Genomic DNA, 26,993 nt, shown 5'->3' with positions numbered 1-26,993 from the left:
GATTCCGTGCGCCTACGTTGCTATTGAGACACGCGCACCCGTGTGGCACTGTTTCGCAGGTCGCGATCGGCGAGGATGAAGCCGTTGACGGAAAGGGGTGGCTGCGGTGAGCGCGGTAGCTGAGTCGCCGAGTTCGCTCGCCGTGGCGACGCGAACGGACGAGTCGGTCGTCATCCTCACGGTCGAGGGCAAGCTCGATGCCAGCAGTTCCGCGGCGCTTCGGGACATGATCATGAAGACCACGCTCGACCAGCCGTCCGCCGTCATCGTCAATGTCTCCAAACTTCAAGTGCCCGCCGAATCGATATGGTCGAACTTCATCGGAGTTCGCTGGCAGGTTCACACTCGGCCCGACGTTCCGATCGTGCTCGTCTGCGCCGATCGCGGCGCCCGCGAGGCGATCACCCGCAGTGGGGTCGCCCGCTTCATGCCGGTGTATGCGACCGAGAAGGGGGCGGCGAAAGCGCTCGGCCGGCTCGCCAGCCGCGACGTGCGGCATGCCGATGCCGAACTGCCCGCCAACCTGACCAGCCTGCGCGAGTCGCGCCGGCTGGTCCGCGAGTGGCTCACCGCCTGGTCGCAGTCCACGCTCATCCCGGTCGCGTTGGTGGTCGTCAACGTGTTCGTCGAGAACGTGCTGGAACACACCGGAAGCGTGCCGATGATGCGCGTCGAGACCGATGGCACGACCGCCACCATCGCGGTGTCCGACGGCAGCAGCACACCCGCCCTGCGCCTGCCGTCGCCGGACAAGGGCATCGACGTCTCGGGGCTGGCGATCGTCGACGCGTTGTCGCGCGCCTGGGGCAGCACGCCGACGTCGTCCGGAAAGACGGTGTGGGCGGTCATCGGGCCCGAAAACCAGCTTTAGCCAGACGACAATGCAGCCCGCTTTAGCGGGGTGAGGAGGAGTCTGGCAATCCAGCTTGAGCCGGCTTGCGCCTTGTCCGGGGACCCTCGCACGGGTAAAAGTAGAACACGTTCTAATCTGGTGTGACGGTCCCTCGAGGAAGGCAGATGACGTGCGGTTCACCTACGCAGAGGCGATGACGGACTTTCGCTACTACATCCCGCTGGCCAAGGCGGCCGAGGCGGCCGGCTACCACGCCATGACGATCGCCGACAGCATCGCCTACCCTTTCGAGTCCGATTCGAAGTACCCCTACACCCCCGACGGAAATCGCGAGTTCCTGGACGGCAAGGAGTTCATCGAGGCCTTCGTGTTGACATCGGCGTTGGGCGCGGTGACCTCGACGCTGCGGTTCAACTTCTTCGTCCTCAAGTTGCCCATCCGGCCACCGGCGCTGGTGGCCAAGCAAATCGGTTCGCTGGCGGCGATGACCGACAACCGAGTGGGGTTCGGGGTCGGCACCAGTCCGTGGCCCGAGGACTACGAACTGCTGGGAGTTCCCTTTGCCAAGCGCGGCAAGCGGATGGACGAATGCATCGAAATCATTCAGGGCCTGACCACCGGTGACTACTTCGAATTCCACGGCGAGTTTTACGACATCCCGAAGACCAAGATGACCCCGGCCCCAACCAAGCCGATCCCGATCCTGATCGGCGGGCACGCCGATGCCGCGCTCCGGCGTGCGGCGCGTTTGGACGGCTGGATGCACGGCGGGGGCGATCCGGAGGAGCTCGACGGGTTACTCGCCAAGCTCAAGCGATTCCGTGAAGAAGAGGGCACGACCGGCCCGTTCGAGATTCACGTGATCTCGGTCGACGGCTTCACGGTGGACGGCGTCAGGCGGCTCGAGGACAAGGGCGTCACCGACGTGATCGTCGGCTTCCGCATCCCCTACATCACGGGCAAGGACACCGAGCCGCTGGACAACAAGATCCGCAATCTGGAGATGTTCGCCGAAAACGTGATCGCGAAGGTTTAGCGGTCACAAGGGGTCCCACTTGGGCGCCCGTTTCTCCATGTGCGCCCTGGCCGCCTCGGCCGGATTGTTGGTGAAACCGCTGAGGATCTGGGTGCGGTTCTCCAGCTCGATGGCGTGCCGCAAGCTCGGCGCGTCCAGCGCCGCGTTGAGCCCAATCTTGGTCTGCCACACGCCATACGCGTTGTTCTCCGCGATCGAGCGGGCCAGCGCCAGCGCCGCCGGCATCAGGTCATCGGGCGCCACCACCTCGTGCACCAGCTTGATGCGATAGGCCTCGGCCGCGTCGATAATGCGACCGGTCAGCATGAGTTCCCGCGCGACGCCCGCGCCGACGATCTTCGGCAGCAGGTAACTGGTGCCCATATCCATCGACGAGAAGCCGGCCTTGATGAACACCGACCCGAACCGGGCGTGTTCGGATGCGACGCGGATGTCGCTGACGAGCGTGAACGCCAGCCCACCCCCGACGGCGACGCCGTTGACCGCCGCGATCACCGGGATGGGCAGCTCGTAGATCCGGGTGAACAGGTCGGCCAGGCGAACCTGGGAGTCGTAGTTGATCTTGAAGGCCGGGGTGGTCGGTTTGGGCTTGGTCCAGGCTTGGCCCGTGCCGCTCAGATCGGCCCCCGCGCAGAATCCCCGGCCCGCGCCGGTCAGGATCGCGACCCGATAGTCGCCGCCGCCGAGCGCGTCCAGGGCTTCCTCCACGCCGTCGATCAGCGAGCCGTCGATCGCGTTCAGGCGCTCGGGCCGGTTCAGCGTGATGCGGGCGATGTCGCGCTCGAGAGTTTCGAATTCCACTGCGGGCATACCCAAACCGTAGGCGACATGGCTTTTTACCGACGAGGCATACCGTGGTTCTGCCGCCTAAACGAAGGAGACACCATGGCACGAACCGAGGGTGACACCTGGGACCTGGCCACCAGCGTCGGGGCCACCGCCACCATGGTCGCCGCCGCGCGAGCGGCCGCGACCAGGGGCCCGCAGCCGGTCATCACCGACGAGTACGCCGAGCCGCTGGTCCGAGCCGTCGGGTTGGACGTGTTCACCAAGTTGGCCGGCGGCGAGATCAATTCCGGCGACCTCGAGAAGGCCGTCGGATTTCCCCGGATGGTCGACACGTTCGCCGCCCGCGCCCGGTTTTACGACGACTACTTCGCCGCGGCCGGCAAGGAGGGCGTGCGCCAGGTCGTGATCGTGGCATCCGGGCTGGACGCCCGCGCGTATCGGCTTGCGTGGCCGGCCGGGACGACGGTGTACGAGATCGACCAGCCCGAGGTGATCGCGTTCAAGACCGCGACGCTGTCGGCGGTCGGCGCGGCCCCGACCGCCGAGCTCCGCACCATCGGCATCGATCTCCGCGAAGATTGGCCGGCGGCACTGCAGGAGGCCGGCTTCGACCCCGCCCAGCCCACGGCGTGGCTGGCGGAGGGGGTGCTCATCGGTTTCCTCCCGCCCGACGCCGAAGTTCGCCTGCTGGACTCGATCACCCCGCTCTCCAGCGAGGGCAGCCGATTCGCCGCCGACTTCGGAACCATCACCGGGTCCTCGGAGGAGTCGCAGGAGCAGGCGCGGCGCACGACCGAAGGCTGGCGACGGCAGGGGCTCGACATGGACATCGCCGCCCTGACCTATCCGGGCGAACACACCGACGTCGCCGCACACCTGCGCGCCGACGGGTGGGACACGACCACCTATGGGCTCAGCGACCTCTTCGCCGCGGCCGGTCTGCCGCAACTCGACGAGCCGGAGCAGCAGAGCGCGGCGGCGACGATCAGTTTCGTTCGGGCGATCAAGACCTGACCGCGAAAGTGCAACTGCCGAGGGCCTCTCTCGGGACACGCGTTGCCAGTCGCACCCTCGCGATCATGCGGACCGTTTGGCGAGCCACTCGGCCTGCATGACCAGCAGGGCCATGATCTCCAATTGTGGTGTGTCGGGGTCGAGTTCGCGGTAGCGCTGGTAGACGTTGACCACGACCCGCTCGGCATCGAGCCACGTCGCGTACTCGCCGAGGTCGACGGTGTCGGCGGCCTCGGCCCACGACAGTCCCCTGCGATGGGCGGCCTCGGCCTGCTCGGCGACGTGGGCGAGATAGCCACGGACCGCGCGGATCCCATCCGGATCGGTGACGGGGCCGTGGCCGGGCACCACCACCGGCGCGTCCAGAGCGATCATCACGTCGCAGGCCCTGATCCAGTTGGCGATGGGGCCGGCCCACACGATCGGGGTGCAGCCGATGAAGAGCAGGTCGCCGCCGAACAACACCCCCGCGTCGGGCACGTGCACCACCGAGTCCGCGGCCGTGTGAGCCGGACCCAGATTGAGCATGTCGACGCGCCGACCGCCGACCTCGACGGTCAGCTCGGCGTCGAACGTCTGGTCGGCGTTGCGCAGTGTGATGCCGCTGAAGTCGAAGGGCCCGAAGCGATCCCGCGCATACGGGGTGGCAACCGGGCCGAGGTTGGCGGTCTGCACCATGGCCAGCATCTCGGGCGCCATCCCGTGCGCGATCTCCTCGGCGGTGCCCCGGGCGGCGAGGATGCGCACCGGGGTGTCGAGCAGTTGGTTGCCGTGGGTGTGGTCGCCGTTGGAGTGGGTGATCAGCGCGTCGGTGATGGGCGCGCCATCGGTGATGGGCTTCATCGCCACGAGCATCTCGCGGGTCAGCGCCAGGTCGAACAGCGTGTCGACGAGCAGCGACGCACCCTCGCCGGCCACCAGCCCGGCGTTGCTCCACCCGTAGCCCCCGTCGGGCAGCGTCCACGCCCACACCCGGCCTGCGACCTCATGCAGGCCACGGGTGTACGGCACCTTGGCCGGCGCGCGGTTGACCCGGGCGGGGGCGGGCGCGGCGTCCGGGTTGGGCCGGGCGGCCAGGGGGTGCGGCGCGCTGCTGGCGCGCACGGTCTGCCGGGTCTCCCCCAGGCCCTCGACCCTCAGGGTGACGACGTCCCCGTCACGCAGCCAGCCGGGAAACGCTTCCAGCGCAGCGGGATTGAGGTGCTCGATGAGCGTGCAGGTCGGCACGGTCCCGGAGCCGATGACGTCGCCGGGGGTGAGCGCCACCCCGCGCGAGACATAGGAGATGACCTCGCCGAAGGTCCAGTCCATCTGGGCGGTCGAACCCGAACCGATCACGACGTCGTTGACTAGCGCGGTCACCTGCAGGTCGAGCTTGCCGTCCCGGCGGTACGGCTCCAGCTCGTCCGGCGTGACCAGATAGGGGCCCAGGGTGACCCCGCTGTCCTTGCCCTTGCCCTGCCCGATCGCGAGCTGGCCCTCCAGCTGCTGCAGGTCCCGCGCGGACCAGTCGTTGAAGATGGTGTAGCCGATGATGGCCCGTTCGGCTTGCTCGACAGAAAGGTCTTTGAGATCCCCGCCGGCAGTGCCGATGACCGCCGCGATCTCCAATTCGAAATCCTGCCAAGCGCTTCCGGGCGCCGTCGGGGCGTCGTCGTAAGGCCCCAAAACGGTTGCCGGACAGGCGAAGTAGAAGGCGGGAATGCGGTACCAGGTGTCGGCGAGCACCCGGCCGGCGCCCAGCGCCGCTTGGCAGTTGCGCATGTGGTCCAGGAAGCACAGGGAATCCCGGATCGACGGCGGGCGCGGAATCGGCGCCAGCAACCTCACCTCGCCGAGCCGCACCACCGCCGTCGGCGAACCAAACGCCTCCTCGCGGGCCTTGCGCAGACCGTCGGCACCGCGACCGATCAGGTCGAGCAGCGTCACGCCCGGCGGCATCGGATGGATGGTGTCACCGGAGAGCACCCCGATGCGTTCGCCAACAGCATCTCGATAGGTCACCCACTTCACTCGCGCACCACCTCACTTGGTTGCTTATCCGGTCGCAGCCCACGCCAACTCGATTGGCGCAACCGGTCATCCGGGGTCCACTCGCTGTAGCGCACTTCGCCGACCAGGACCGGTTCGACGAACGTCACGCCCTTGGCGTCGCGCGTGGGCAGTGGGCCATCGAACGGCGATTGGTCGCTGTGCAACGGCGCCAACGTCTTTTTCAGCTTGGCCAGGTCGCGCTCGGTGAAGCCGGTCCCGACCCGACCCGCGAAGTGCAACCCGTCGGTCGTCGGGATGCCCATCAGCAGCGAGCCGATGCCGCTGGTGCGCCCGCCCTCCCCGGCCTTCCAGCCGCCGATGACGACCTCCTGGGTGTTCCAGTTCTTGTCCTTGATCCAGGAGGCCGAACGCCGGCCCGGCTGATACGTCGAATCGCGCTTCTTGGCGACCACGCCCTCCCAGCCGTGCTTCCGTGAGTGCTCGAGCGCCTGGGCGCCATCACCGGGCAGCGGGTCGGGAACGATCAGATTGCCGTTGGCGGCAAGGGTTTCCAGCAGCTTGCGCCGGTCTTGGTAGCGTGCCCGAAGCAGCGAGCGGCCGTCCAGGTAGAGCAGGTCGAATGCCCAGTACTCGGCGCGGGAGCCGCGGCCCCGGTTCTGCATTTCGTGGAAGCTGGGCACCCCGTTCTCATCCAGGATGACGGCCTCACCGTCCAGCACCACGTGATGGTCGGCCAGATCGGCCGCGAGCGAACGTAGTTCGGGATATTCCTTGGTGACTTCGCGGCCGCGCCGGGACCGTATCCGCACTGCGCCGTGATCGGCCTCCACCAGGATCCGGTAGCCGTCCCACTTGCCTTCGAATGCCCACTGACCGGCCTTGAGCGCGGCCACCGAGCCCTCCGAGGCGAGCATCGGGGTGATGGAGTCGAAGTCGAAGACCTTCTGATCCTTCATCCGGTGCGCCAGCCACTGGTCGCCGTTGGTCTGAATCAGCGCGTAGCGCCCGGAAATCCGGTTGCCGTGCAGGTTGACGATGACCTCCCCATTTTCGCCGGAGTCATTGAACTTCTCGGCTTCGTAGGTCCCGGAATCCCAGATGACGACCTTGCCGGCGCCGTATTCGCCCTTGGGGATGGTTCCCTCGAACGCGCCGTACTCCAGCGGATGGTCCTCGGTGTGCACCGCCAGGTGATTGACGGACGTGGTTTCGGGCAGGTTCTTGGGCACCGCCCACGACACCAGCACGCCATCGTGCTCCAGCCGGAAGTCGTAATGCAGCCGGCGGGCGTGGTGCTCCTGGATGACAAACGTATTGCCGTGGCCGGTAACGGGTCTCGCCGATTTCCCGGTCGGCACCGGCTCGGGGGTTTTCGACGCGTCGCGCATGGTGCGGTACTTGGTCAGCCGATCCCGGGCGGGCAAGTCCGCGTCGAGCGTTGCCAGCAGATCGCCGTCGCGCGTGACCCGTTCGAGCACCTCGTCGTAGCGCAAATGACGCAGCCCCGGGTCTTTGAGCTCCTCCCACGTGCGCGGCGCCGCGACGGTCGGCTGTTCACGCCCGCGCAGCGAGTACGGCGCGATGGTCGTCTTGGAGCCGTTGTTCTGGCTCCAGTCGACAAACACTCTGCCCGCGCGCAGGCTCTTGGTCATGGTCGACGTGACCAACTTGGGCATGGTCGTTTCCAGTTGCTGGGCAACACGTTTGGCCAACACCGTGGCGCCCCTGCTGCTGACCGGCTTGTCCAGCGGCGCGTAAAGGTGCAAACCCTTGCTGCCGCTGGTGAGCGGGAAAGTGGTCAGCCCGATGTCGGTCATCAGATCCCGCACGGCATGGGCCACTTCGCACAGCTGGGGCATCGTCACGCCTTCGCCGGGGTCCAGGTCGAACACCAATCGCGTTGCGGGGCCGGGCTTGAGCTGCTCGGCCCGGCTCCGGGTCCACTCGGCGACGAACCGCCACTGCGGCACGTGCACCTCCAGCGCGGCCTGCTGGGCGATCCAGGCCAGCGCGTCGGGGCTGTCGATGATGGGATAGGTCGTCGTCCCGGAGCGGTGGGTGACGCCGGCCCGCAGCAGCCAGTCCGGCGCCGAGGATGCCAGCTGCTTTTCGAAGAAGGACTCCTGTTCGACGCCGTTGGGCCAGCGCTTGCGGGTGGCCGGGCGTCCGGCGATGTGCGGCAGCATCACCTCGGCGATGCGGGTGTAGTAGCCGAAAACGTCGGCTTTGGTGGTGCCGGTCGCGGGATACAGCACCTTGTCGGCGTTGGTCAGCCTGACCCGCGCGCGCGGTGTTGAGCCCATGATGTCAACGTACGTCCTGAGCGGGCACACCTGAAGCCACCGCGAAAGCGGTAGCGCACGCGCTACCGGGTCCGCGCCGCGCTGCGCGGTCCGCCCGTTGGGGGCCGGGCGCCGGTACCGTCGACACCGTGGTCCGGCTGAGCAGCGCCACCCTGGGGCGGCTGCCGATCGCGACACCGAGCTATGACCGTGACGGCGTCGTGGTCGGCATCGCGCATTTCGGGGTCGGCGGGTTTCACCGCGCCCATCAGGCGGCCTACCTCGATCGGTTGCTGGAGCGGGGTCTGGCGCGGGACTGGGGCATCTGCGGCATCGGGGTGATGCCGGCCGACCGCCGGATGCGCGACGTGCTGCACGCCCAGGACGGCCTGTACACGCTGATCTTGGAGCATCCCGACGGCAACCGCGAAGCGCGGGTGATCGGCTCGATCGTCGGCTACCGCTTCGCACCCGACGATCCCGCGGCGACGATCGAGCTGCTGGCCGCACCGACGACCCGCATCGTCTCGATGACCATCACCGAGGGCGGCTACCAGATCAGGGACCCGGGGTCGGTTTTCGGTCTGATCGCCGAGGCCCTGGCCCGGCGCCGGGATCGCGGCATCGCCGCGCCGACGATCGTTTCGTGCGACAACATCGAGCACAACGGCGACGTCGCGCGCCGCGCCGTCATCGCGCATGCCGATTTGCTCCGCCCCGGCCTGGGCGACTGGGTCGCCGGGCACGCCCGGTTCCCGTGCTCGATGGTGGACCGCATCACGCCGGTCACCACAGGCGACTTCGTGGCCGCCGTGGAGCGCGACTTCGGGGTCGCCGACCGGTGGCCGGTGCTGGCGGAGGGGTTCGCCTCGTGGGTGATCGAGGACGATTTCGCCGACGGCAGGCCGCCGCTGGAAGAGGCGGGCGTGCTGTTGGTCGACGACGTGACCCCGTACGAGGCGATGAAGCTGCGGCTGCTCAACGCCGGACACCAGTGCCTGTGCTACTTCGCCGCGCTGTTCGGATACCGCATGGTGCACGACGCGGCGCGCGACCCGTTGTTGGCCGAATTCCTGCTGGCCTATTTCGACTCCGAGGCCGTGCCGACGCTGCGCGCCGTTCCCGGCATCGACCTGCGCGCCTACACGCGCGGGCTCATCGAACGCTTCGCCAACCCCGGGGTCGGGGACACCGTGGCGCGGTTGTGCGCCTACTCGTCGGACCGGATCCCGAAATGGCTGCTTCCGGTGATCCGCGACAACCTGCGCACCGGGGGACCGATCCGGCTGGCGTCGGCGACGGTCGCGAGTTGGGCGCGCTACGCCGAGGCGGTCGACGAGCGTGGCGCACCCATCGAGGTCGTCGACAACATGGCGGATTCGCTGGTGGCGGTCGCCCGGTCGCAGCGTCTGCATCCGACCGCGTTCATCGAGAACGCGGAACTGTTCGGCGATCTCGCGCACCAACCCCGCTTCGTCGAGGCCTACCGCCGGGCGCTGGATTCGTTGCATACGCGCGGTGCTCGCGCGACCCTCGACACGTTGCTGCACGGCGGGGAAGACTGATGCCATGGCTCGCGGGCTGGTGATCGGCGAGGCGTTGATCGACATCGTCGACCATGTCGAATACGTCGGCGGCAGTCCGCTCAACGTCGCAGTCGGACTCGCCAGGCTGGGTCGCGATGTCGACTTCTTGACCCACATCGGAGACGACGAACGCGGCCGCCGCATCGCCGACTACGTCAATGCCGCCGGCGCACAACTGGTTGCGGGAAGCGCGTCGGCCGAGCGAACGCCGACCGCGGTGGCGACGATCGCAGAGGACGGGTCGGTGTCCTACACCTTCGACCTGGATTGGCAGCTTTCCGGCACCCCCGAGGTCGCGCCGCCGTTGTTCGTGCACACCGGATCGATCGCGGCCGTGCGCGAGCCGGGCTGCCTGGCGGTCGCGGCGCTGCTCGACACCTACCGGGTGTCGGCCACGGTCAGTCTCGACCCCAACGTGCGCCCGTCGCTCATCGACGATCCGGACGCGGCACGCGACCGCATCGCCCGCCTCGTCGAGCGCAGCGACATCGTCAAGGCCAGCGACGAGGATCTGAGGTGGATCGATCCCGACCACGAACCCGACTGGACGGCCCGAAGCTGGCTGGCGTCGGGGCCCGCGCTCGTCGTCGTGACGATGGGCGGGCGGGGCGCGCTGGCGTTCTGCTCGGCCGGCCGGGTCAGGGTGGCCGCCAGGCCGGTTCCGGTGGTGGACACCGTCGGCGCCGGCGACGCGTTCACGGTCGGACTGCTCGACGCGCTCTGGGGATCACTGGGGGCCGACCGGCGCGCCGCCCTGGGTGGGATCGGGCTCGATGCGCTGACGGCGGCGCTCGAATCCGCCAGCCTGTTGTCGGCGCTGACCGTCGGCCGCGCCGGTGCCGATCTACCCGACCGGGCCGCCCTGCAAGCCCATGCCACCTAGGCACGAAGTTAGCTGTGCGCGAATGTAGCGCCGGGGCGGCACGCTGCGCTGTTTTGCTGGGGGCGGTATGGGCATACTGAGTGCATGCGCTCCATCTGGAAGGGTTCGATCGCGTTCGGGCTGGTGAACGTCCCGGTCAAGGTGTACAGCGCCACCGAGGACCACGACATCAAGTTCCATCAGGTGCACGCCAAGGACAACGGCCGCATCCGCTACCAACGCGTCTGCGAGAAAGACGGCGAGGTCGTCGAATACCGTGACATCGCCCGGGCCTACGAGTCCGACGACGGCCGATCGGTGATCATCACCGACGACGACATCGCGACCCTGCCCGAAGAGCGCACCCGCGAAATCGAAGTGCTCGAGTTCGTTCCGGCCAGCGAGGTCGACCCGATGCTGTTCGACCGCAGCTACTTCCTCGAGCCCGATTCCAAGTCGTCCAAATCCTATGTGCTGCTGGCCAAGACGCTCGCCGAGAGCGATCGGATGGCAATCGTTCACTTCACGCTGCGCAACAAGACGAGGCTGGCCGCGTTGCGCGTTAAGGACTTTGGCAAGCGCGACGTCATGGTGGTGCACACCCTGTTGTGGCCCGACGAGATCCGCGATCCCGACTTCCCGGTGCTGGATAAGGAGGTCGACATCAAGCCCGCCGAGCTCAAGATGGCCGGGCAGGTGGTGGAGTCGATGGCCGATGACTTCAACCCCGACCGCTACCACGACACCTACCAGGAGCAGCTGCAGGAGTTGATCGACGCGAAACTCGAAGGCGGCGAAGCCTTTACCGTCGAGGAGCAGCCAAAGGAACTGGATGAGACCGAAGACGTCTCCGACCTGCTGGCGAAGCTGGAGGCCAGCGTGAAGGCGCGTTCCGGCGACGGCAAGGCGCCGGCCAAGAAGGCTGGAGCCAGTTCGGGGGCCAAGAAGTCCCCCGCGAAGAAGGCTGGAGCCAGTTCGGGGACCAAGAAGGCTCCGGCGAAGAAGGCCGCGGCGAAGTCCTGAGCGGACTCAGCGCCGCCGGGTGGACACGAAGCGAAATCCCGCGGCCATCAGGTTGATCACCGCGACGATGATGATCAGGGTCAGCGCCGCGCCCCAGATCCGCAGGAAACCGGCGTGCTCCGGGTTGGTGAGCTCGGTGTAGATCAGCAGCGGCAGCGAGGCCATGTTGCCGTGGAACATGTCGAGGTTGATCGAGCGGCTGTAGCCCACCAGCACCAGCACCGGGGCCGTTTCGCCGATGACGCGCGCGATCGACAACAAGATCCCGGAGACAATGCCCGGCATCGCGATCGGGATGACGATCCGCACGATCGTCTTCCACTTGGGAACGCCCAGCGCGTAGCTGGCTTCTCGCAGGTCGTCGGGCACCAGCCTAAGCATCTCCTCGGTGGACCGCACCACGACCGGCAACATCAGCAGCACCAACGCCAGCGACACGGCAAAGGCGCTTTGCTGGAAACCCAGGGTGGCGATCCACAGGCTGAAGATGAACAGCGCCGCCACGATCGACGGCACCCCGGCGAGGACGTCGACCATGAAGGTCGTCAGCCGCACCAGCCGGCCGGTGCCGTACTCGACCAAGAACACCGCGGTCATCAGTCCCAGCGGCACCGACAGCAGGCCCGCCACCGCGGCCTGCACTACCGTCCCGTACAGCGCGTGGTACACGCCGCCGGCAAACTGCTCCGGCAGCACGCCGCGCAGCGAGTGGGTCCACCAACCCGATCGGGTGACGGCGTACCAGCCCCGCGCGATCACCACCCCGAGCACCCAGACAAGCGGCACCAGGGCCGCGACGAACGAGGCAACGAAAAACGTCGTCGCGGCGTTGTTGGTGATCCGCCGCCTCAAGCTCAAGGGGCTGAACACGTCTGGTTTGACCGGCAGGTCGAGCGCTTCGATACTCATCCGTTCACCTTCCCGCCGGCGATCGCGCGAGCGGTCGCGTTGACGATGAACGTCAGGACGAACAGCGCAAAGCCGGCGGCGATGTAGGCCCCGGTGGGCAACGGCTCGCTGAATTCCGCCGCCGCGGAAGCGATCTTGGAGGCGAACGTGTAGCCGCCGTCGAACAGTGACCAGCTGCCGGCGCGGGCGGCCGATCGCAGGATGATCAGCACCGCCACGGTTTCTCCCAGCGCGCGGCCCAACCCGAGCATCGACGCCGCGATGACACCGCTGCGACCGAACGGCAGCACGGTCATCCGGATTACTTCCCATTTCGTGGCGCCCAAGGCCTGCGCCGCTTCCATTTGAATGGGTGGGGTCTGCCGGAACACTTCACGCGATACCGAGGTGATGATCGGGAGGATCATCACCGACAGCACGATGCCGGACGTGAAAATGGTGCCACCGCCGGCCAGGGAAACGTTGCCCTGCTTGAACAGGAAGAACCAGCCCAGGTTGCGGTTGAGGAATTTTGCGAAGGGTTCGAGTCGGGGTGCCAGCACGAAGATTCCCCACAACCCGAAAATGATCGACGGCACGGCGGCCAGCAGATCAACCATCGCAGCGAACGGTCGCGCGAGCCGTTTGGGCGCGTACTGCGTGAGGAACACCGCGATCCCGACCGCGACCGGCACCGCGATCACCAATGCGCTCATCGAACTCAGCACCGTGACCATGAACAGGTCGCGGATACCGAACGCGAGGTGGTCCGCCCTCGTGGTGTCGAATTCGGCGCTGGTGAAAAAGTTCGCGTGGTTTGCCCGCAATGACGGGACGGCGCGAACCAACAGGAATATCGCGATCAGCGCGATCGCGATGACGATCGTTGACCCGGCCGCCGCGGCGGCCAACTTGAACAGTCGGTCGCCGCGGTGCGGCTTGTGCAGGTCGCTCGCCTTCAGCGCAGGCTGAGTCCCTGTCGAGGGGGTGGCGAGCGTTCCGCGGGTCATGACATTCCGAATCACGCGATCGCGTTGACCGCAGTCGACAACTTCGACTTGAACGAGTCCGGAATCGGGATGTATCCGTTGTCCGCCAAGCCGTTTTGGCCCGCACCGATGGTGCTCTGCAGGAACGCCTTCACTGCCGTACCGACCTGGGAATCGGGATACTTCGAGCAGACGATCTCATAAGTCGCCAGGACGATCGGGTAGGAGCCGGCTTGCGTCGGCTTGTAGAAGGAGTTGGTGTCGAGCACCAGGTCGTTGCCCTGGCCCTTGACGGTGGCGCCGGAGATCGTCTTGCCGACCGAGTCGGCACTGATGGCGACCGCGTCAGGGCCGGCGGAGGTGGTGATCTTGGCCATGTTCAGGTTCTGGGCCTTGGCGAACGACCATTCGTTGTAGGTGATCGAGCCCTCCGTCGCCTTGATGGCCGCCGAGGTGCCGTCGTTGCCCTTGGCGCCCTCGCCGACGCCGCCGTTGAACGTCTTCCCGGTGCCCTTGCCCCACGCGCCGTTGGACGCCGCATCGAGGTAGTGCTGGAAGTTGTCCGTGGTCCCGGACTGGTCGTTACGGAACACCACGTGGATCGGCTCGGCCGGCAGCGTGGTGCCCGCGTTGAGGCCCGCAATCGCCGGATCGTTCCAGGTGGTGATGGCGCCGTTGAAGATCTTCGCCGCGGTCGGGCCGTCCAGGTTCAGCGAGCTGATCCCCTTGACGTTGTAGGTGATCGCGATCGGCCCGAACACCACCGGCAGGTTCCACGCCGGCGAGCCGCAGCGCTGCTGGGCCGCAGTGTATTCGTTGGGGGCCAACGGCGAGTCCGACCCGCCGAAATCGGTTTGGTTGCCGTTGAATTCGCTGATCCCGGCGCCGGAACCATTGGCCGTGTAGTTGAGGGTCTGACCCGGGCAGGCCTGTTCGAACGCGTTGACGAACCGGGTCATCGCGTTGGCCTGGGCCGTCGAGCCGCTGGCCTTCAGCGTCTTCTTCCCGCCGCAACTCACCTGGCCCGCCGACGCACCCGACGCGCCCGTCGAGGCACCTCCACCGCCTGCCTTGTTGTTTTCACTGCCACACCCGGACACCACTAGGGCGGCGCTAGCCAGAACAGTCAGTGCGGCGCCAAATCGGTTCAGTTTCAATTCGCTTCCTTAACAGTAGGGATGAAACATCGCCGCCGCCGGAGGCTGCGGCGCGGCAACCAGCCATCACTCGCAGCCATGTAGCTAACAGCAACAAGGTTAACGTTCGGAGAATTATGTCCGGCGTTCGTCACCGGGTGGCCGAACGGGCAATTGCCGCCGTCGGGGCCATTGCATCGCGACGCCCGTGTGACAAACTAGAACCTGTTTCAAAAATGCGCTTATGGGCGCAGACGGGGTTTGCTACCGTGTCGCCGACGACTCGAACAGAGAGGCCGCAATGATCCTTGACAGGTTCCGCCTGGACGACAAAGTCGCCGTCATCACGGGTAGCGGCCGCGGCCTCGGTGCGGCCATCGCGCTGGCTTTCGCCGAGGCAGGCGCCGACGTCCTCATCGCGTCGCGCACCCAATCTCAACTAGATGCCGTCGCCGAACAGGTCCGCGCCACGGGCCGGCGCGCCCACGCCGTCGCCGCCGACCTGGCCCACCCGGAGGCCACCGCGGAGCTGGCCGGTGAGGCCGTCGAGGCCTTCGGGAAACTAGACATCGTCGTCAACAACGTCGGCGGGACCATGCCCAACACCCTGCTGACCACCTCGACCAAGGACCTCAAGGACGCGTTCACCTTCAACGTGGCAACCGCCCACGCGCTCACCATCGCGGCGGTGCCGTTGATGCTGGAGCACTCCGGCGGCGGCAGCGTCATCAACATCACCTCCACCATGGGCCGGCTGGCGGGGCGCGGTTTCGCCGCCTACGGCACCGCGAAAGCCGCGCTGTCGCACTACACCAGGCTCGCCGCCCTCGACCTGTGCCCGCGCATCCGGGTCAACGCCATCGCGCCGGGGTCGATCCTGACGTCGGCGCTGGAGGTGGTGGCCTCCAACGAGGAGCTGCGCGCGCCGATGGAGAAGGTGACGCCGATGCGCCGCCTCGGCGATCCCGTCGACATCGCCGCCGCCGCGGTCTATTTGGCGTCCCCGGCCGGCAGCTTCCTGACCGGCAAGACGCTCGAGGTCGACGGCGGCCTCACCTACCCCAACCTCGACATCCCCATCCCGGACCTGTGAACTGAAGACCACCGAAGACCGCTAAGGAGCCCGCCATGGCCATACCCGTCGTCCAGTTGGGCACCGGCAACGTCGGCGTCCACGCACTCAAGGCGCTGATCACCAACCCGGAATTCGAGCTCACCGGCGTGTGGGTGTCCTCGGATGCCAAGGCCGGCAAGGACGCGGCGGAGCTAGCGGGACTTTCGGCTTCGACCGGTGTGCTGGCCAGCACCGATCTCGACGCCGTGCTCGCCACCGGCCCCCGATGCGCCGTCTACAACGTGATGGCCGACAACCGCCTGCCCGAGGCGCTGGAGGACTACCGGCGCGTCCTGGCCGCCGGGATCAACATCGTCGGCAGCGGCCCGGTCTTTCTCCAGTACCCGTGGAACGTGATCCCCGAAGAGCTGATCTCCCCGCTGGAAGATGCGGCGCGCGAGGGTAATTCGAGCCTCTACGTCAACGGCATCGACCCGGGGTTCGCCAACGATCTGCTGCCGCTGGCGCTGGCCGGCACCTGTCAGAACATCCAACAGATTCGATGCATGGAGATCGTCGACTACGCGACCTACGACAGCGCCGTGGTCATGTTCGACGTGATGGGATTCGGCAAGCCGCTCGACGAGATCCCGATGCTGCTGCAGACCGGCGTGCTCAGCCTGGCGTGGGGGTCGGTGGTGCGGCAATTGGCCGCCGGCCTGGGCATTGCGCTCGACTCGGTCGCCGAGGAGTACGTCCGCGTGCCGGCGCCCGAGGACTTCGACATCGCGTCGGGTCATATCCCCAAGGGCACCGCGGCGGCCCTGCGGTTCGAGGTGTTCGGGATGGTCAACGGCGACCCCGTCGTCGTCCTCGAACACGTCACCCGCCTGCGCGAGGATCTGTGCCCCGACTGGCCGCAGCCCGCCCAGCCCGGCGGTTCCTATCGCATCGAAATCACCGGCGAACCGTCGTACGCCATGGACCTGTGCCTGAGCAGCCGCCTGGGCGACCACAATCACGCCGGACTGGTCGCCACCGCGATGCGGGTCGTCAATGCGATTCCCGCGGTGGTGGCCGCCCCGCCGGGCATCGTGACGACCCTCGACCTGCCCCTGGTCACCGGTCGGGGGCTCTACGTCCCGGGATGAGGGCCCGACGGGATCGGCACGTCACGTGATGGCGTTGACCGAGGCTTTCAACCACAACTTCCATGCGTCCGGAACGGGAATGTATCCGTTGTCCGCCAGGCCATTCTGGCCGCCGCCGATGGTGCTCTGCAGGAACGCCCGGACCGCCGCGCCCACCTGGGGATCCGGATACTTCGAGCAGACGATCTCGTACGTCGCCAGCACGATCGGGTAGGCGCCGACCTGCGTCGGCTTGTAGAACGACATCGTGTTGAGCACCAGGTCGTTACCCTTTCCCGAGACCCATGCCCCGGCGATCGTCTTGCCGACCGAGTCGGCGCTGATCGTCACAGGGTCGGGCCCGGCCGACGTGATGACCTTGGCCACGCCCAAGTGCTTCGATTGGGCGTACGACCACTCGTTGTAGGTGATCGCCCCTTCGGTGGCCTGGACAGCCGACGAGGTGCCATCGTTGCCTCTGGCGCCCTCGCCGACGCCGCCGTTGAACGTCTTCCCGGTGCCCTTGCCCCACGCGCCGTTCGAGGCCGTATCGAGGTAGTGCTGGAAGTTGTCCGAAGTCCCGGACAGGTCGCTGCGGAAGATCACGCGGATCGGCTCCGCAGGCAGGTTGACGCTTCTGTTCAACGCCTGGATCGCGGGATCGTTCCAGGCGGTGATGCCGCCGTTGAAGATCCTGGCCGCCGTCGGAGCGTCGAGCGTCAACGAGCTCACACCGTTGACGTTGTAGGTGATGGCGATCGGGCCGAACACCACCGGCAGGTCCCACGCTCGCGAGCCACCGCAGCGCTGCTGGGCCGCGTCGTGTTCGTTGGGGGCCAGGGGTACGTCTGATCCACCGAAATCGGTTTGGTTTCCGGTGAATTCGCTGATGCCGGCGCCCGAACCGTCGGGCGTGTAGTTGAGCGTTTGACCGGGGCAAGCTTGTTCGAACGCTTTGACGAAGCGGGTCATCGCGTTGGCTTGGGCGGTCGACCCGCTGGCCTTCAGCGTCTTCGCCCCGCCACAATTCACCGGTACCGACAACGGTGTGGTCGTCGAGGTTCCGCCGGCCGAGTTGCTGTGGTCGCTGCCGCAGCCTGACACGACGAGCGCGCCGGCGGCGAGGAGACTCAGCGCGCCGCCGAATCGGTTGAGGTTCAATTCGCTTCCTCAGTTCAAAATGTAATGTCAACGCCGCCGTCCTGAGCCGCGGAGCCAACGGTAAAGGCGTTAATGTGAAAAACCGCCGAGGGTTAAGTGTGAAATAGCTGGGAATCGTTCGACGCTGCAGGGCGATCGGAATATTCGGGCCGACGCCACGAGGCGGACTTGGCCGCAGCCACCCTGAATGCCCCGCGGATGCTCGGCGGGTAGCGGGTTCGGCTAACCTCACTTTTTTATTCGGCAACATGGATCGAGGCTCGGCAGGTTGGCACAAGGCACCCACGCCTCGTTCAGGTCGAGCTGGTATCTGCTCGGGCCGGCGTTCGTTGCCGCGATCGCATACGTCGACCCCGGCAACGTCGCCGCCAATGTCAGCGCCGGCACACAGTTCGGTTACCTGCTGCTGTGGGTCATCGTCGCCGCCAACGTGGTCGCGGGCCTCGTGCAGTACCTGTCCGCGAAGCTCGGGCTGGTGATGGGGCGGTCGCTGCCCGCCGCCATCGGCAAGGGGATGAGCCGCCCGCTCCGGCTGACCTTCTGGGCGCAGGCCGAAATCACCGCCATGGCAACCGACGTGGCCGAAGTGATCGGCGGGGCAATCGCCCTACACATCCTGTTCGGTTTGCCGCTGCCGATCGGCGGGATCATCACGGGGGCGGTCTCGTTGCTGTTGCTGACGATCAGAGACCGCCGGGGGCAGCTTCTTTTCGAGCGGGTGATCACGGGCTTGCTGCTCGTCATCGCCATCGGATTCGCGGCCAGTTTCTTCGTCGCCACGCCGCCGCCCGGCGCCGTGCTGGGCGGATTGGTGCCGCGCTTCCGGGGCACCGAAAGCGTGCTGCTGGCCGCCGCCATCCTCGGCGCCACCGTGATGCCGCACGCGGTGTACCTGCACTCCGGCCTCGTCCTGGATCGGCACGGACATCCCGAGCCCGGCCGCGACCGACGCTGGCTGCTGCGCGTCACCCGCGTGGACGTCGTGCTGGCGATGGCCGTAGCCGGAACGGTGAACGCAGCGATGCTGCTGGTTGCCGCGGTCAACTTGCAGGGCCGCCAAGAAACCGCATCCATCGAGGGCGCCTATTCCGCGGTTCACGCCACGCTGGGGCCGCTGATCGCGGTGTTGTTCGCGGTCGGGCTGCTGGCGTCCGGCCTGGCGTCGTCGTCGGTGGGTGCCTACGCCGGCGCCATGATCATGCAGGGACTGCTCCATCGGTCGATTCCCATGCTGGTGCGCCGGCTGCTCACGCTGTGCCCCGCGGTGGCGATCCTGGCCCTCGGTTTCGACCCGACCCGCGCGCTGGTGTTGTCACAGGTCGTGCTGTCCTTCGGCATTCCGTTCGCGGTGCTTCCACTGGTCAGGCTGACCAGCAACCGCGAATTGATGGGCAGCGACGCCAACCATCCCGCCACGACGGTGATCGGCTGGGCGGTCGCCGCAACGGTCAGCCTGCTCAACCTGGTGCTGATCTGGCTGACCGTCGCCGGCTGATCACGATGCGCTACGCCGCAACGGTCTCCCGACGGCACCGCGGGGCGGCCGCAAGAAACTCGCAAGAACTTCGCGAAGACCTGGCAAGCGGTGTGCGCGAGCCTACGGTTGCCGGCCGCCGTGGCGGCCGTGCAAAAAGAATCTTCAAAAAAATTGTCCGACTCGCCCAGGGTGCGCGCTCCTACCTGTGAAAGCGACCCGGCCCGGGCCGCGCCCCACACCGAAAGAAGCACCTCATGAGCACCTTGCACGACATGGACCGGACCGCCCTGGCCCCGCGCGGCGAGGACCCCACCTCGGCGTATGCCTGGGCGTCGAGCCCGCTCGGTGATCCGACCGATCCCTCCGCGGACCTTGCGTACGGTCACGAGTTTCCCACCGGCCCGATCACCCCGGCGGCCAAGCCACCCATCGACAAGGTCTGGGTGGCCGCGGGCCTGGTCGGCACGATCGGTGCGGGCGTCGCGCTCGGCATCGCCCTCTTCGGCGGCTCGCCCCAGCCACAGTCCGTGGCCGTGACCCCGGGCGCCGCCGGCGCCCCGGCCGCCTCCACATTCGCGCCACTGGCACCGGTTCCGGCCGCCGTGGTCGCGTCCCCGCCCGACGCCACCCCTCAGGACGCCGCTCCGGTGGTCGCGCTGCCCGACCCCGCGCCTCAGGTCCCGGCCCCCGCCGCGGTGGTCGCGCCGCCGCCGGACAACCCGGCGCCTGCGGCCGACCCCGGCACCCCGCCGCCCGCCGCGCCTCAGGGCCCGGTCGTCGTCGTGAACGTCCCCCCGCCGCCTGCCGTCTGGGTGCCGGCGCCTCCGCCGCAGCTACCGCCCCCGCCTTCGCTGCCGCCGCTGCCTTCGCCGCCAAAGCTGCCGCCGCTGCCTGCGCCCCCGAAGCTGCCCCCGCCGCCACCGCAGCCGTCGCTGTGCCTGCCTCCGCACCACCTTGTGCAGGGGGTCTGCAAATGAGGTCGCGGGGCTGGGCGAGGCTGGCCTTGATCCTGAGTTCCCACGCCCCCACCACGGACCTGGAATTTCTCGTGCTATTTGACCGCTGTGCGCGCACACTTATTCGCAGCGCCGGTTCTGTGAGGGGCACCGACGCTTCATCGGCCGGGAAAGCGACGTGACGAGCGCACTATCCAACTGGGACATCGTCAGCGACGCGGAGTTGGCCCGCGCGGCCGCGACGGGCGATCGACGCGCGTTTGCCATGATCTATGACCGTTACGCCGACCGGCTGCACGACTTCTGTATCGGCATGGTGCGCGATCGCGACGCCGCGGCCGACTGCGTGCAGGACGTCTTTTGCGCCGCCGCGACCCAGCTGCCCAAGCTGCGGGAGCCTGACCGGCTACGTCCGTGGTTGTATGCCATTGCCCGCAATGAGGCGCTGCGCTGCATCAAGAACCGCCGTCGCGAGCAGGTCTGCGACGAACTCCCCGAGGCGGCGTCGCGCGACGCGGGACCCGACACCCTGGCCGCGCGCAACGAGCTGGCCAACCTCATCGCCGAGGCCGCCGGTGGGCTCGGCGACCGCGACCGCATGGTTCTCGAGCTGGCCTATCGGCACGGCTTGGACGGACCCGAGTTGGCCAACGCGTTGGAGGTCAGCCCCGGCACCGCCAACAAGATGGTGTCGCGGCTGCGGAGCACCATCGAGACTTCGTTGGGCGCGCTGCTGGTCGCCCGCCGCACGCAGCACACGGCGGACAAGTGCGCCGAGTTGGGCGCCATCCTGGCGGGCTGGGACGGACGATTCAGCGTGCTGATGCGCAAACGCATCACCCGACACATCGAATCGTGCTCCGTGTGCGACGAAGAACGGCGCCGCCTCGTCAACCCGGTCGCGCTGCTGGGTGCGGCGCCGGTGATCATCCCCGCGCCCGCCTGGCTGCGGGATCAGACCCTGGGCCAGATCCAGCTGACGTCCGCCGACAGCGACCTCGGCACGGACAGCACCGGAGGCCGGCGCGCCCAGTCCGATCACGGGGCCTATCCGCCGACGGTGGCTTCGGCGTCCGGCGCCGCGGACGAGCACGAGGACGACGGGGGTTACCTTGAAGCCGCCCAACAAGGTCGAGTCCGACGGATCGTCCCGTGGATCGCGCTGTTCGCCGCCGCCTTCTTCGCCTCGCTGGGGTTGATGTATATCTTTCTGTACCACCAAAAAACGGCCATCACGCCGACCGAGTTGAGCCGCACCGCACCGGCTCCCATGAAACCGGCGTCACCGCCGGCCGCCAATCAAATCCGACCGGCGCCCCCCGCGAATCCGGTCGCGCCCCCGCCTCCCGTGTATGCGCCTGCACCCGTTCAACCGCCGGAAGCCGGCGTCCCCGCGCCGATCGCGCCGGCTCCGCCTCCGGTCGCACCACCGCCGGTCCCCCTGCCGCCGCCCGCGGCACCACCGCCGGTCCTCCCGCCGCCGCCAATAGTGGTCGTGCCGCCACCAGTCGTGGTGCCGCCGCCAGTGCTGGTGCCGTCGCCGATCGTGGTGCCTCCGCCCGTGGTGGTGCATCCGCCGCCGCCTGGTCATCCGCCACCGCCGCCGCCGAGACCTCCGATTCCTTCCGGTCGGCCGCCCACACCCGCGCCCGGGCCCACCCCGGCCCCGCCGCCGCCACGGGGATCGCCGGGTGCGCCACCGCCGGTCATCCAATGAACTCCCGCGCGACGCGCGGCTCAGCCGGTACGGCAGGATGGGGAGCGTCGTCATCCGTGGAAAAAGCTCGCGGGGAGTTAGCTTGCGTCGAGACCTCAGCGCCAAGACGGTGACGGCCTAGATGCCGGTCCGCCGGCAGCCCTATTTCGCATACGGGTCCAATCTGTGTTTCAGGCAGATGGCGCTGCGCTGTCCCGGGGCCGCGGATCCCCGGCCGGCAGTGCTGGCAGACCACGACTGGCTGATCAACCAGCGCGGCGTGGCCACCGTCGAGCCATTCGCCGGCGCCCAGGTGCACGGGGTGCTTTGGCAAATCTCCGACGACGACCTCGCGGCGTTGGACAGCGCCGAGGGCGTGCCGGTGCGTTACCGACGCGACCGGCTGACCGTCCGCACCCGCGGGGGGCCGGCACCGGCCTGGGTCTACATCGACCACCGCGTCGATCCCGGCCCGCCCCGACCGGGATACCTGCCCAGGATCATCGACGGCGCCGTGCACCACGGGCTGCCGCAACGATGGGTCGAGTTTCTACGCCGGTGGGATCCCGCGCGCTGGCCCCGTCCGATCGCAGCGAAAACCCCTGCGCCGCAATCGTTTTACGCGTTGTTACGCGAACCGGGGGTGATCGAGGAGAGCCGGCTGCGATCGCGTTTCGGTTTTCTCGCCATCCACGGCGGCGGCCTGGAGGAGATGACCGACGTCATCGCCGAACGGGCCGCCGAGGCCGCCGGGGCGTCGGTGTACCTGCTGCGCCATCCCGACCGCTACCCGCACCACCTCCCATCGGCCCTTTACGACCCGGACGAGTCGCCGCGGCTGGCCGAGTTCCTCGACCATGTCGACGTCGCCGTCTCGCTGCACGGGTACGGGCGCATCGGGCGCGGCACCCAACTGCTCGCCGGGGGGCGCAACCGCGCACTGGCGGGCCACGTGGCCCGGCACGTCAGGCTGGCCGGTTATCAGGTCGTCACCGACATCGGCGAGATTCCGCCGGAACTGCGGGGCCTGCATCCCCGCAACCCCGTCAACCGCGTACGCGGCGGCGGGACGCAACTGGAGCTGTCGGCCCGGGTCAGGGGTCTGAGTCCGCGCAGCCCGCTGCCGGGCGACGACGGCTTGTCGCCGGTCACCACCGCCCTCGTGCGTGGCCTGGCGGCCGCGGCGCGCTCCTGGTAATTGTCATATCCGTCGAACGGAGGTTGTTGGTGGACAAGGATTTTCGCTTCGGGCTGAGCATGCGCTTCTACAAGTCACGCGCGGCGTTGGTCGACAAGGTGAAGCGAGCGGAGGATCTCGGATACGACATCCTCTGTGTGCCCGACCATCTCGGCGCGGCCGCACCGTCGCCGACGCTGACCGCGGTCGCAATGGTGACGACCAGGATCCGCCTGAGCATGTATGTACTCAACGCCGGGTTCTATAAGCCGGCCCTGCTGAGCCGGGACCTCCAGGCGCTCGACCTGCTCGGCGACGGGCGCCTCGAGATCGGGCTCGGCACCGGCTATGTCAAAGAAGAATTCGAGGCCGCCGAGCTGCCGTATCCCAGCGCCGGGGCCCGAGTCGACTACCTCGAACACATGACGACCTATCTGAAGAAGCATCACCCGACGACACCGATCCTCATCGCCGGCAACGGCGATCGGGTGCTGACCCTGGCCGCCCGGCACGCCGACATCATCGGGCTGACCGGCGCCAGGGTGCGAGACGTCGAAGACCCGCTGGCCGAACGCATCGAGTTCGTTCGCAACGCGGCAGGCGATCGGTTCGAGCCGCTGGAGCTGAACATGGTGATCACGGCGATGCCGCCCGAGGGCGAGACGGCGCCCGACTTGAGAATGACCCGTCGGTACGCCCCGGACCTGTCCGACGAGCAGTTGCTGTCCATGCCGTCGGTGCTCGGCGGGTCACCCCGCGAGATGGCCGACACGTTGTCCGCGCTCCGCGAAAAGTACGGGCTGACATCCTTCACCGTGCAGGACAACAACCTGGACGCCTTCGCGAAGGTCATCGCGGAGCTGCGCTGACCGGTAGCCCGTCAGCCTGCTCGGCGGTGCGTGCCGCCGCCGAGCGCCATGACCTCCAACAGATCGTCGGAGCGCGCGGCAACACGGGTTCCGAACCGGCGGCTGGTGTGCTCGATGGTCTTGCGCAGCCACTCGGCGTCGGCCTGCGACGCCCGTTCGAGGCGCATCCGCCGCACGCGCAGCGGGATCATCCGCAACGAGACCTCTTCCCCACCAACGGGATCGATATCGGCCAGATACAGCAGCCTGAGGTCGCCGCGGAACGGTTCGTGCCCGCCGATGCCCTCGTAGTCATCAATGACGTCACCGCAGCCATACAGGATCGGCTTGCCGCGGTAGATCTCGATCGGCCGGGGATGGTGCGAGGAGTGTCCGTGCACGACGTTGATGCCGGCGTCGATCAGCCGGTGCGCGAACGCGACCTCGCTCGGTGCCAGCGCGTAGCCCCAGTTGGAGCCCCAATGCACTGAAACGACGGCGACGTCGCCTTCGCGTTTGTGCGCCAGCACTTCTGCCGCCACCTCGTCGGCGACGTCCCGCAGCGACGGATCCCGGATCAGCCATACCCCCGGCCGGTCGTAACGGGCGGCCCAGGATTCAGGGACGCCGGCCGACTTCATCGCCACCGAGCCGACGAGCACCCGGTGGCCACCGCGAGCGCCGACCACCGCACGGCGGTGTGCGGCGGGCAGGTCCGCTCCCGCACCCACGCCCTGGATGCCCGCCGCGGCGAGGGCTGCCACGGTGTCGGCCAGCCCCTGGTAGCCGAAGTCGAGAATGTGGTTGTTGGCCAGGGCGCAAACGTCGGGCCGCAACGCGGTCAGGGCCGGCATGTTATCCGGGTGCATCCGGTAACAAACCGTTTTGTGCTCGGCGAATTCTCCCCCGGTGGTGATCGTTGTCTCGAGGTTGATCAGTCGAGCGTCGGGGGCTGCCTCGTCCAGAAGCGCCAGCACGTCGCCCCAGGGCCATTGCCAATGGACCGGGCGCGGGATCGGCCCGTTCGCGTGCTCGGCCAGCCGGACGTATCCGCGCGCATCACGCAGATGCGGCTCACGTAGCTCCGCTTCGCCCGGATGGGGCAGGATCTGATCGACGCCGCGCCCGAGCATGACGTCACCGCCCAGGAGCAACGTCACCACACTGGAATCACGCGAACAGCGCGACGACCCATCCGCCTCCATCGCGCCGACCCTAATCGGTCGGCGATCGCCGGTCAGGAGGCGTTGGTCCCCACCGGGAATGGTCCTAAGGCCCTTCGGCGGACCGACCCGTCGCGCCACACTCGGGGGATGACGAAATTGGGCGATAGTGGTGATGGCGGGCGTCCATTGGCCCGGCGGCTCGCTTCGTTACGCGGCAACATGAGGGTGTTCGAGGATCGGGCCGACGCCGGCCGGCACCTGGCCGAACGACTGGACTCGTTGCGCGGCAAGGACATTGTCGTGCTGGGCCTGCCGCGCGGTGGGGTGCCCGTGGCTTTCGAGGTCGCCAAGGCACTGCGGGCGCCGCTGGACGTTCTGGTGGTGCGCAAGCTGGGGGTGCCGTTTCAACCCGAGCTGGCGTTCGGCGCCATCGGCGAGGGCGGCGTGCGGGTGATCAACGACACCGTGGTGGCCGAAGCCGACCTGTCCGAGGATGAGATGGCCCGCGTCGAAGCGGAGCAGCGCGCCGAGCTGGCGCGCCGCTCGGAACGGTTCCGCCGCGGGCATGACCGCATCCCGATTGCGGGGCGTACCGCGGTGATCGTCGACGACGGCGTCGCGACCGGCGCCACCGCCAGGGCCGCCTGCCAGGTGGCCCGCGCCCAGGGTGCGGGCAGGGTGATGCTGGCCGTTCCCATCGGCGGACGCGATATCTTCGCGCGGTTTGCCGGATATGCCGACGAGGTGGTCTGCCTCGAGACACCCGCGTTCTTCTTCGCCGTCGGCCAGGGATACTGCAATTTCACCCAGACCTCCGACGACGAAGTGATCGCGCTGCTCGATCGGGCGCGGGAAGGTTTTCGCGAACCCGAGGCCGCCGGCACGCCTGCCGATCCGCCGCTACGTGATGAGGAGGTCCGGGTGAACGCAGGACCGGTGTCGCTGGCCGGACATCTGACGATCCCGGAGCGGCCAATCGGCGTGGTGGTATTTGCGCACGGCAGTGGGAGCAGCCGCCACAGCCCCCGCAACCGCTACGTGGCCGAGGTCCTGAACGCGGCGGGCCTTGCCACCTTGCTGTTCGACCTGCTTACCCCGGAAGAGGAACGCAACCGCGCCAACGTTTTTGACATTGAGTTGTTGGCGCAGCGGCTCGTGGACGTCACCGGATGGCTGGCCGGCCAGCCCGATACCGCGGCTCTGCCGGTCGGCTACTTCGGTGCCAGCACCGGGGCCGGCGCGGCACTGGTCGCGGCCGCCGACCCCCGTGTGCGGGTCGGGGCGGTGGTGTCCCGCGGCGGTAGGCCCGACCTGGCCGGCGCGGCGCTGTCCAAAGTTCTCGCGCCGACGTTGCTGATCGTGGGCGGTCACGACGAGGCGGTGCTGGGGTTGAATCGACAGGCCCAGGCCATGATGCGCGTTGAGTGCCGGCTGACCGTCGTTCCCGGCGCCACCCACCTGTTCGAAGAGCCGGGGACACTCGAGCAGGTCGCGGTACTGGCCCGCAACTGGTTCATCGATCACCTGAGCCATGTGGCCGTGGGCGCACAACGGTAGCGCGGACCACGAAAAGCGATGAAGCCAAAGAGGTCTCAGGGCATCCCACTCGGCTAGCTCTTGGGCACGTGCTCCCCGGGCCGTGGGCATTCATCAGGCACATGAATCAGTACCGCGTCATCTTCGGCCGTCTCGGCCTGGCCGCGGCGATGCGCGACCAGGTAAAGCCACCCCGGTCCGATGGGCTGCTTACACCGAGCGCACTCTGGGTCGACGGCCATTGCTTCTCCCTTCCTGGGCCCTTCCTGGCCTCAATATCCCGGCTAATTCTCCGCGTATCCGCGGTCGGTGAAGCTCCTTTTCGGAACATCGCCGTCG

General features: G+C 67.9%; 22 protein-coding genes. 14 read left to right on the top strand and 8 right to left on the bottom strand.

Going from position 1 to position 26,993, the window contains the following annotated elements; genetic code table 11:
* Positions 1-97 precede the first annotated feature (97 nt).
* Positions 98-871, top strand: coding sequence for an STAS domain-containing protein (locus VMD50_RS06065; RefSeq protein ID WP_325425843.1), 774 nt, complete (start codon positions 98-100; stop codon positions 869-871).
* 151 nt (positions 872-1,022) lie between these two features.
* Positions 1,023-1,889 carry an LLM class flavin-dependent oxidoreductase gene (locus VMD50_RS06060; RefSeq protein ID WP_325425841.1) on the top strand — a complete coding sequence of 289 codons (867 nt, stop codon included), beginning with the start codon at positions 1,023-1,025 and terminating at the stop codon, positions 1,887-1,889.
* A 3-nt stretch (positions 1,890-1,892) separates the two neighbouring features.
* Here VMD50_RS06060 and VMD50_RS06055 read toward each other — a convergent pair whose 3' ends face one another.
* A complete protein-coding gene (locus VMD50_RS06055) occupies positions 1,893-2,690 on the bottom strand; it encodes an enoyl-CoA hydratase/isomerase family protein (protein WP_325425859.1) in 798 nt (265 codons plus the stop codon).
* Between the two features lie 84 nt (positions 2,691-2,774).
* On the opposite strand from VMD50_RS06055, the gene VMD50_RS06050 reads away from it, so the two are divergent.
* On the top strand, positions 2,775-3,692 hold the full coding sequence (locus VMD50_RS06050; protein WP_325425839.1) for a class I SAM-dependent methyltransferase: 918 nt from the start codon (positions 2,775-2,777) through the stop codon (positions 3,690-3,692).
* Between the two features lie 63 nt (positions 3,693-3,755).
* On the opposite strand, the gene VMD50_RS06045 is transcribed toward VMD50_RS06050, so the two are convergent.
* Positions 3,756-5,705 carry a fumarylacetoacetate hydrolase family protein gene (locus VMD50_RS06045; RefSeq protein ID WP_325425837.1) on the bottom strand — a complete coding sequence of 650 codons (1,950 nt, stop codon included), beginning with the start codon at positions 5,703-5,705 and terminating at the stop codon, positions 3,756-3,758.
* Complete coding sequence (locus VMD50_RS06040) at positions 5,702-7,990, bottom strand: ATP-dependent DNA ligase (RefSeq protein WP_325425835.1); 2,289 nt, start codon at positions 7,988-7,990, stop codon at positions 5,702-5,704. Before VMD50_RS06040 ends, VMD50_RS06045 begins: the two co-directional genes overlap by 4 nt.
* A 128-nt stretch (positions 7,991-8,118) precedes the next feature.
* On the opposite strand from VMD50_RS06040, the gene VMD50_RS06035 reads away from it, so the two are divergent.
* The 3 genes from VMD50_RS06035 to ku all read left to right on the top strand — a co-directional run bounded on the left by VMD50_RS06035 (position 8,119) and on the right by ku (position 11,440).
* Entirely contained in the window at positions 8,119-9,534 is a 1,416-nt protein-coding gene (locus tag VMD50_RS06035) for a mannitol dehydrogenase family protein (RefSeq protein ID WP_325425833.1), read from the top strand.
* A gap of 4 nt (positions 9,535-9,538) precedes the next feature.
* Positions 9,539-10,438, top strand: a complete 900-nt coding sequence (locus VMD50_RS06030; RefSeq protein ID WP_325425831.1) for a carbohydrate kinase family protein — start codon at positions 9,539-9,541, stop codon at positions 10,436-10,438.
* 84 nt (positions 10,439-10,522) lie between these two features.
* Positions 10,523-11,440 carry a non-homologous end joining protein Ku gene (ku, locus tag VMD50_RS06025; RefSeq protein WP_325425829.1) on the top strand — a complete coding sequence of 306 codons (918 nt, stop codon included), beginning with the start codon at positions 10,523-10,525 and terminating at the stop codon, positions 11,438-11,440.
* Between the two features lie 6 nt (positions 11,441-11,446).
* Here ku and pstA read toward each other — a convergent pair whose 3' ends face one another.
* Genes pstA through pstS (VMD50_RS06010) form a run of 3 tightly spaced genes read right to left on the bottom strand, consistent with a single transcriptional unit; the run spans position 11,447 to position 14,474 of the window.
* The gene (pstA, locus tag VMD50_RS06020; protein WP_325425827.1) at positions 11,447-12,349 is read right to left on the bottom strand and encodes a phosphate ABC transporter permease PstA; all 903 of its coding nucleotides are present in this window, start codon (positions 12,347-12,349) and stop codon (positions 11,447-11,449) included.
* Entirely contained in the window at positions 12,346-13,338 is a 993-nt protein-coding gene (gene pstC / locus VMD50_RS06015; RefSeq protein ID WP_325425825.1) for a phosphate ABC transporter permease subunit PstC, read from the bottom strand. The genes pstA and pstC overlap by 4 nt, the downstream gene beginning before the upstream one ends.
* Positions 13,339-13,349: 11 nt before the next feature.
* Entirely contained in the window at positions 13,350-14,474 is a 1,125-nt protein-coding gene (gene pstS, locus VMD50_RS06010; RefSeq protein WP_325425823.1) for a phosphate ABC transporter substrate-binding protein PstS, read from the bottom strand.
* A gap of 280 nt (positions 14,475-14,754) precedes the next feature.
* Between pstS (VMD50_RS06010) and VMD50_RS06005 the strand changes: the two genes are divergently transcribed.
* Complete coding sequence (locus VMD50_RS06005; RefSeq protein WP_325425821.1) at positions 14,755-15,546, top strand: SDR family oxidoreductase; 792 nt, start codon at positions 14,755-14,757, stop codon at positions 15,544-15,546.
* A 35-nt stretch (positions 15,547-15,581) separates the two neighbouring features.
* The gene (locus VMD50_RS06000) at positions 15,582-16,658 is read left to right on the top strand and encodes an NAD(P)H-dependent amine dehydrogenase family protein (protein ID WP_325425819.1); all 1,077 of its coding nucleotides are present in this window, start codon (positions 15,582-15,584) and stop codon (positions 16,656-16,658) included.
* Positions 16,659-16,679: 21 nt separating this feature from the next.
* Here the strand turns inward: VMD50_RS06000 and pstS (VMD50_RS05995) are convergent, their stop codons facing one another.
* The gene (pstS, locus tag VMD50_RS05995) at positions 16,680-17,798 is read right to left on the bottom strand and encodes a phosphate ABC transporter substrate-binding protein PstS (RefSeq protein WP_325425817.1); all 1,119 of its coding nucleotides are present in this window, start codon (positions 17,796-17,798) and stop codon (positions 16,680-16,682) included.
* Between the two features lie 238 nt (positions 17,799-18,036).
* Here pstS (VMD50_RS05995) and VMD50_RS05990 point away from each other — a divergent pair, with 238 nt between their 5' ends.
* The 5 genes from VMD50_RS05990 (at position 18,037) to VMD50_RS05970 (ending at position 23,973) form a co-directional block, all read left to right on the top strand.
* Positions 18,037-19,293: an Nramp family divalent metal transporter gene (locus VMD50_RS05990; RefSeq protein ID WP_325425857.1), complete on the top strand. Its 1,257-nt coding sequence runs from the start codon at positions 18,037-18,039 to the stop codon at positions 19,291-19,293.
* A 236-nt stretch (positions 19,294-19,529) separates the two neighbouring features.
* Positions 19,530-20,252: a hypothetical protein gene (locus VMD50_RS05985; RefSeq protein WP_325425815.1), complete on the top strand. Its 723-nt coding sequence runs from the start codon at positions 19,530-19,532 to the stop codon at positions 20,250-20,252.
* Positions 20,253-20,409: 157 nt separating this feature from the next.
* The gene (locus tag VMD50_RS05980; RefSeq protein ID WP_325425813.1) at positions 20,410-21,948 is read left to right on the top strand and encodes an RNA polymerase sigma factor; all 1,539 of its coding nucleotides are present in this window, start codon (positions 20,410-20,412) and stop codon (positions 21,946-21,948) included.
* A gap of 121 nt (positions 21,949-22,069) precedes the next feature.
* On the top strand, positions 22,070-23,125 hold the full coding sequence (locus VMD50_RS05975; RefSeq protein ID WP_325425811.1) for a poly-gamma-glutamate hydrolase family protein: 1,056 nt from the start codon (positions 22,070-22,072) through the stop codon (positions 23,123-23,125).
* Positions 23,126-23,148: 23 nt separating this feature from the next.
* Complete coding sequence (locus tag VMD50_RS05970) at positions 23,149-23,973, top strand: LLM class F420-dependent oxidoreductase (protein WP_325425809.1); 825 nt, start codon at positions 23,149-23,151, stop codon at positions 23,971-23,973.
* An 11-nt stretch (positions 23,974-23,984) separates the two neighbouring features.
* On the opposite strand, the gene VMD50_RS05965 is transcribed toward VMD50_RS05970, so the two are convergent.
* Positions 23,985-25,157 (bottom strand): CapA family protein, encoded by a 1,173-nt coding sequence (locus tag VMD50_RS05965; protein WP_325425807.1) that lies wholly within the window; start codon positions 25,155-25,157, stop codon positions 23,985-23,987.
* Positions 25,158-25,337: 180 nt separating this feature from the next.
* Between VMD50_RS05965 and VMD50_RS05960 the strand changes: the two genes are divergently transcribed.
* Complete coding sequence (locus VMD50_RS05960) at positions 25,338-26,675, top strand: phosphoribosyltransferase family protein (RefSeq protein WP_325425855.1); 1,338 nt, start codon at positions 25,338-25,340, stop codon at positions 26,673-26,675.
* The last annotated feature ends 318 nt before the right edge of the window (positions 26,676-26,993 follow it).

This window comes from Mycobacterium sp., from assembly GCF_035506235.1.
GTDB lineage: Bacteria > Actinomycetota > Actinomycetes > Mycobacteriales > Mycobacteriaceae > Mycobacterium.
The sequence above is the reverse complement of the archived record's forward strand: the minus strand, read 5'-3'. Positions and strand labels throughout refer to the sequence as shown.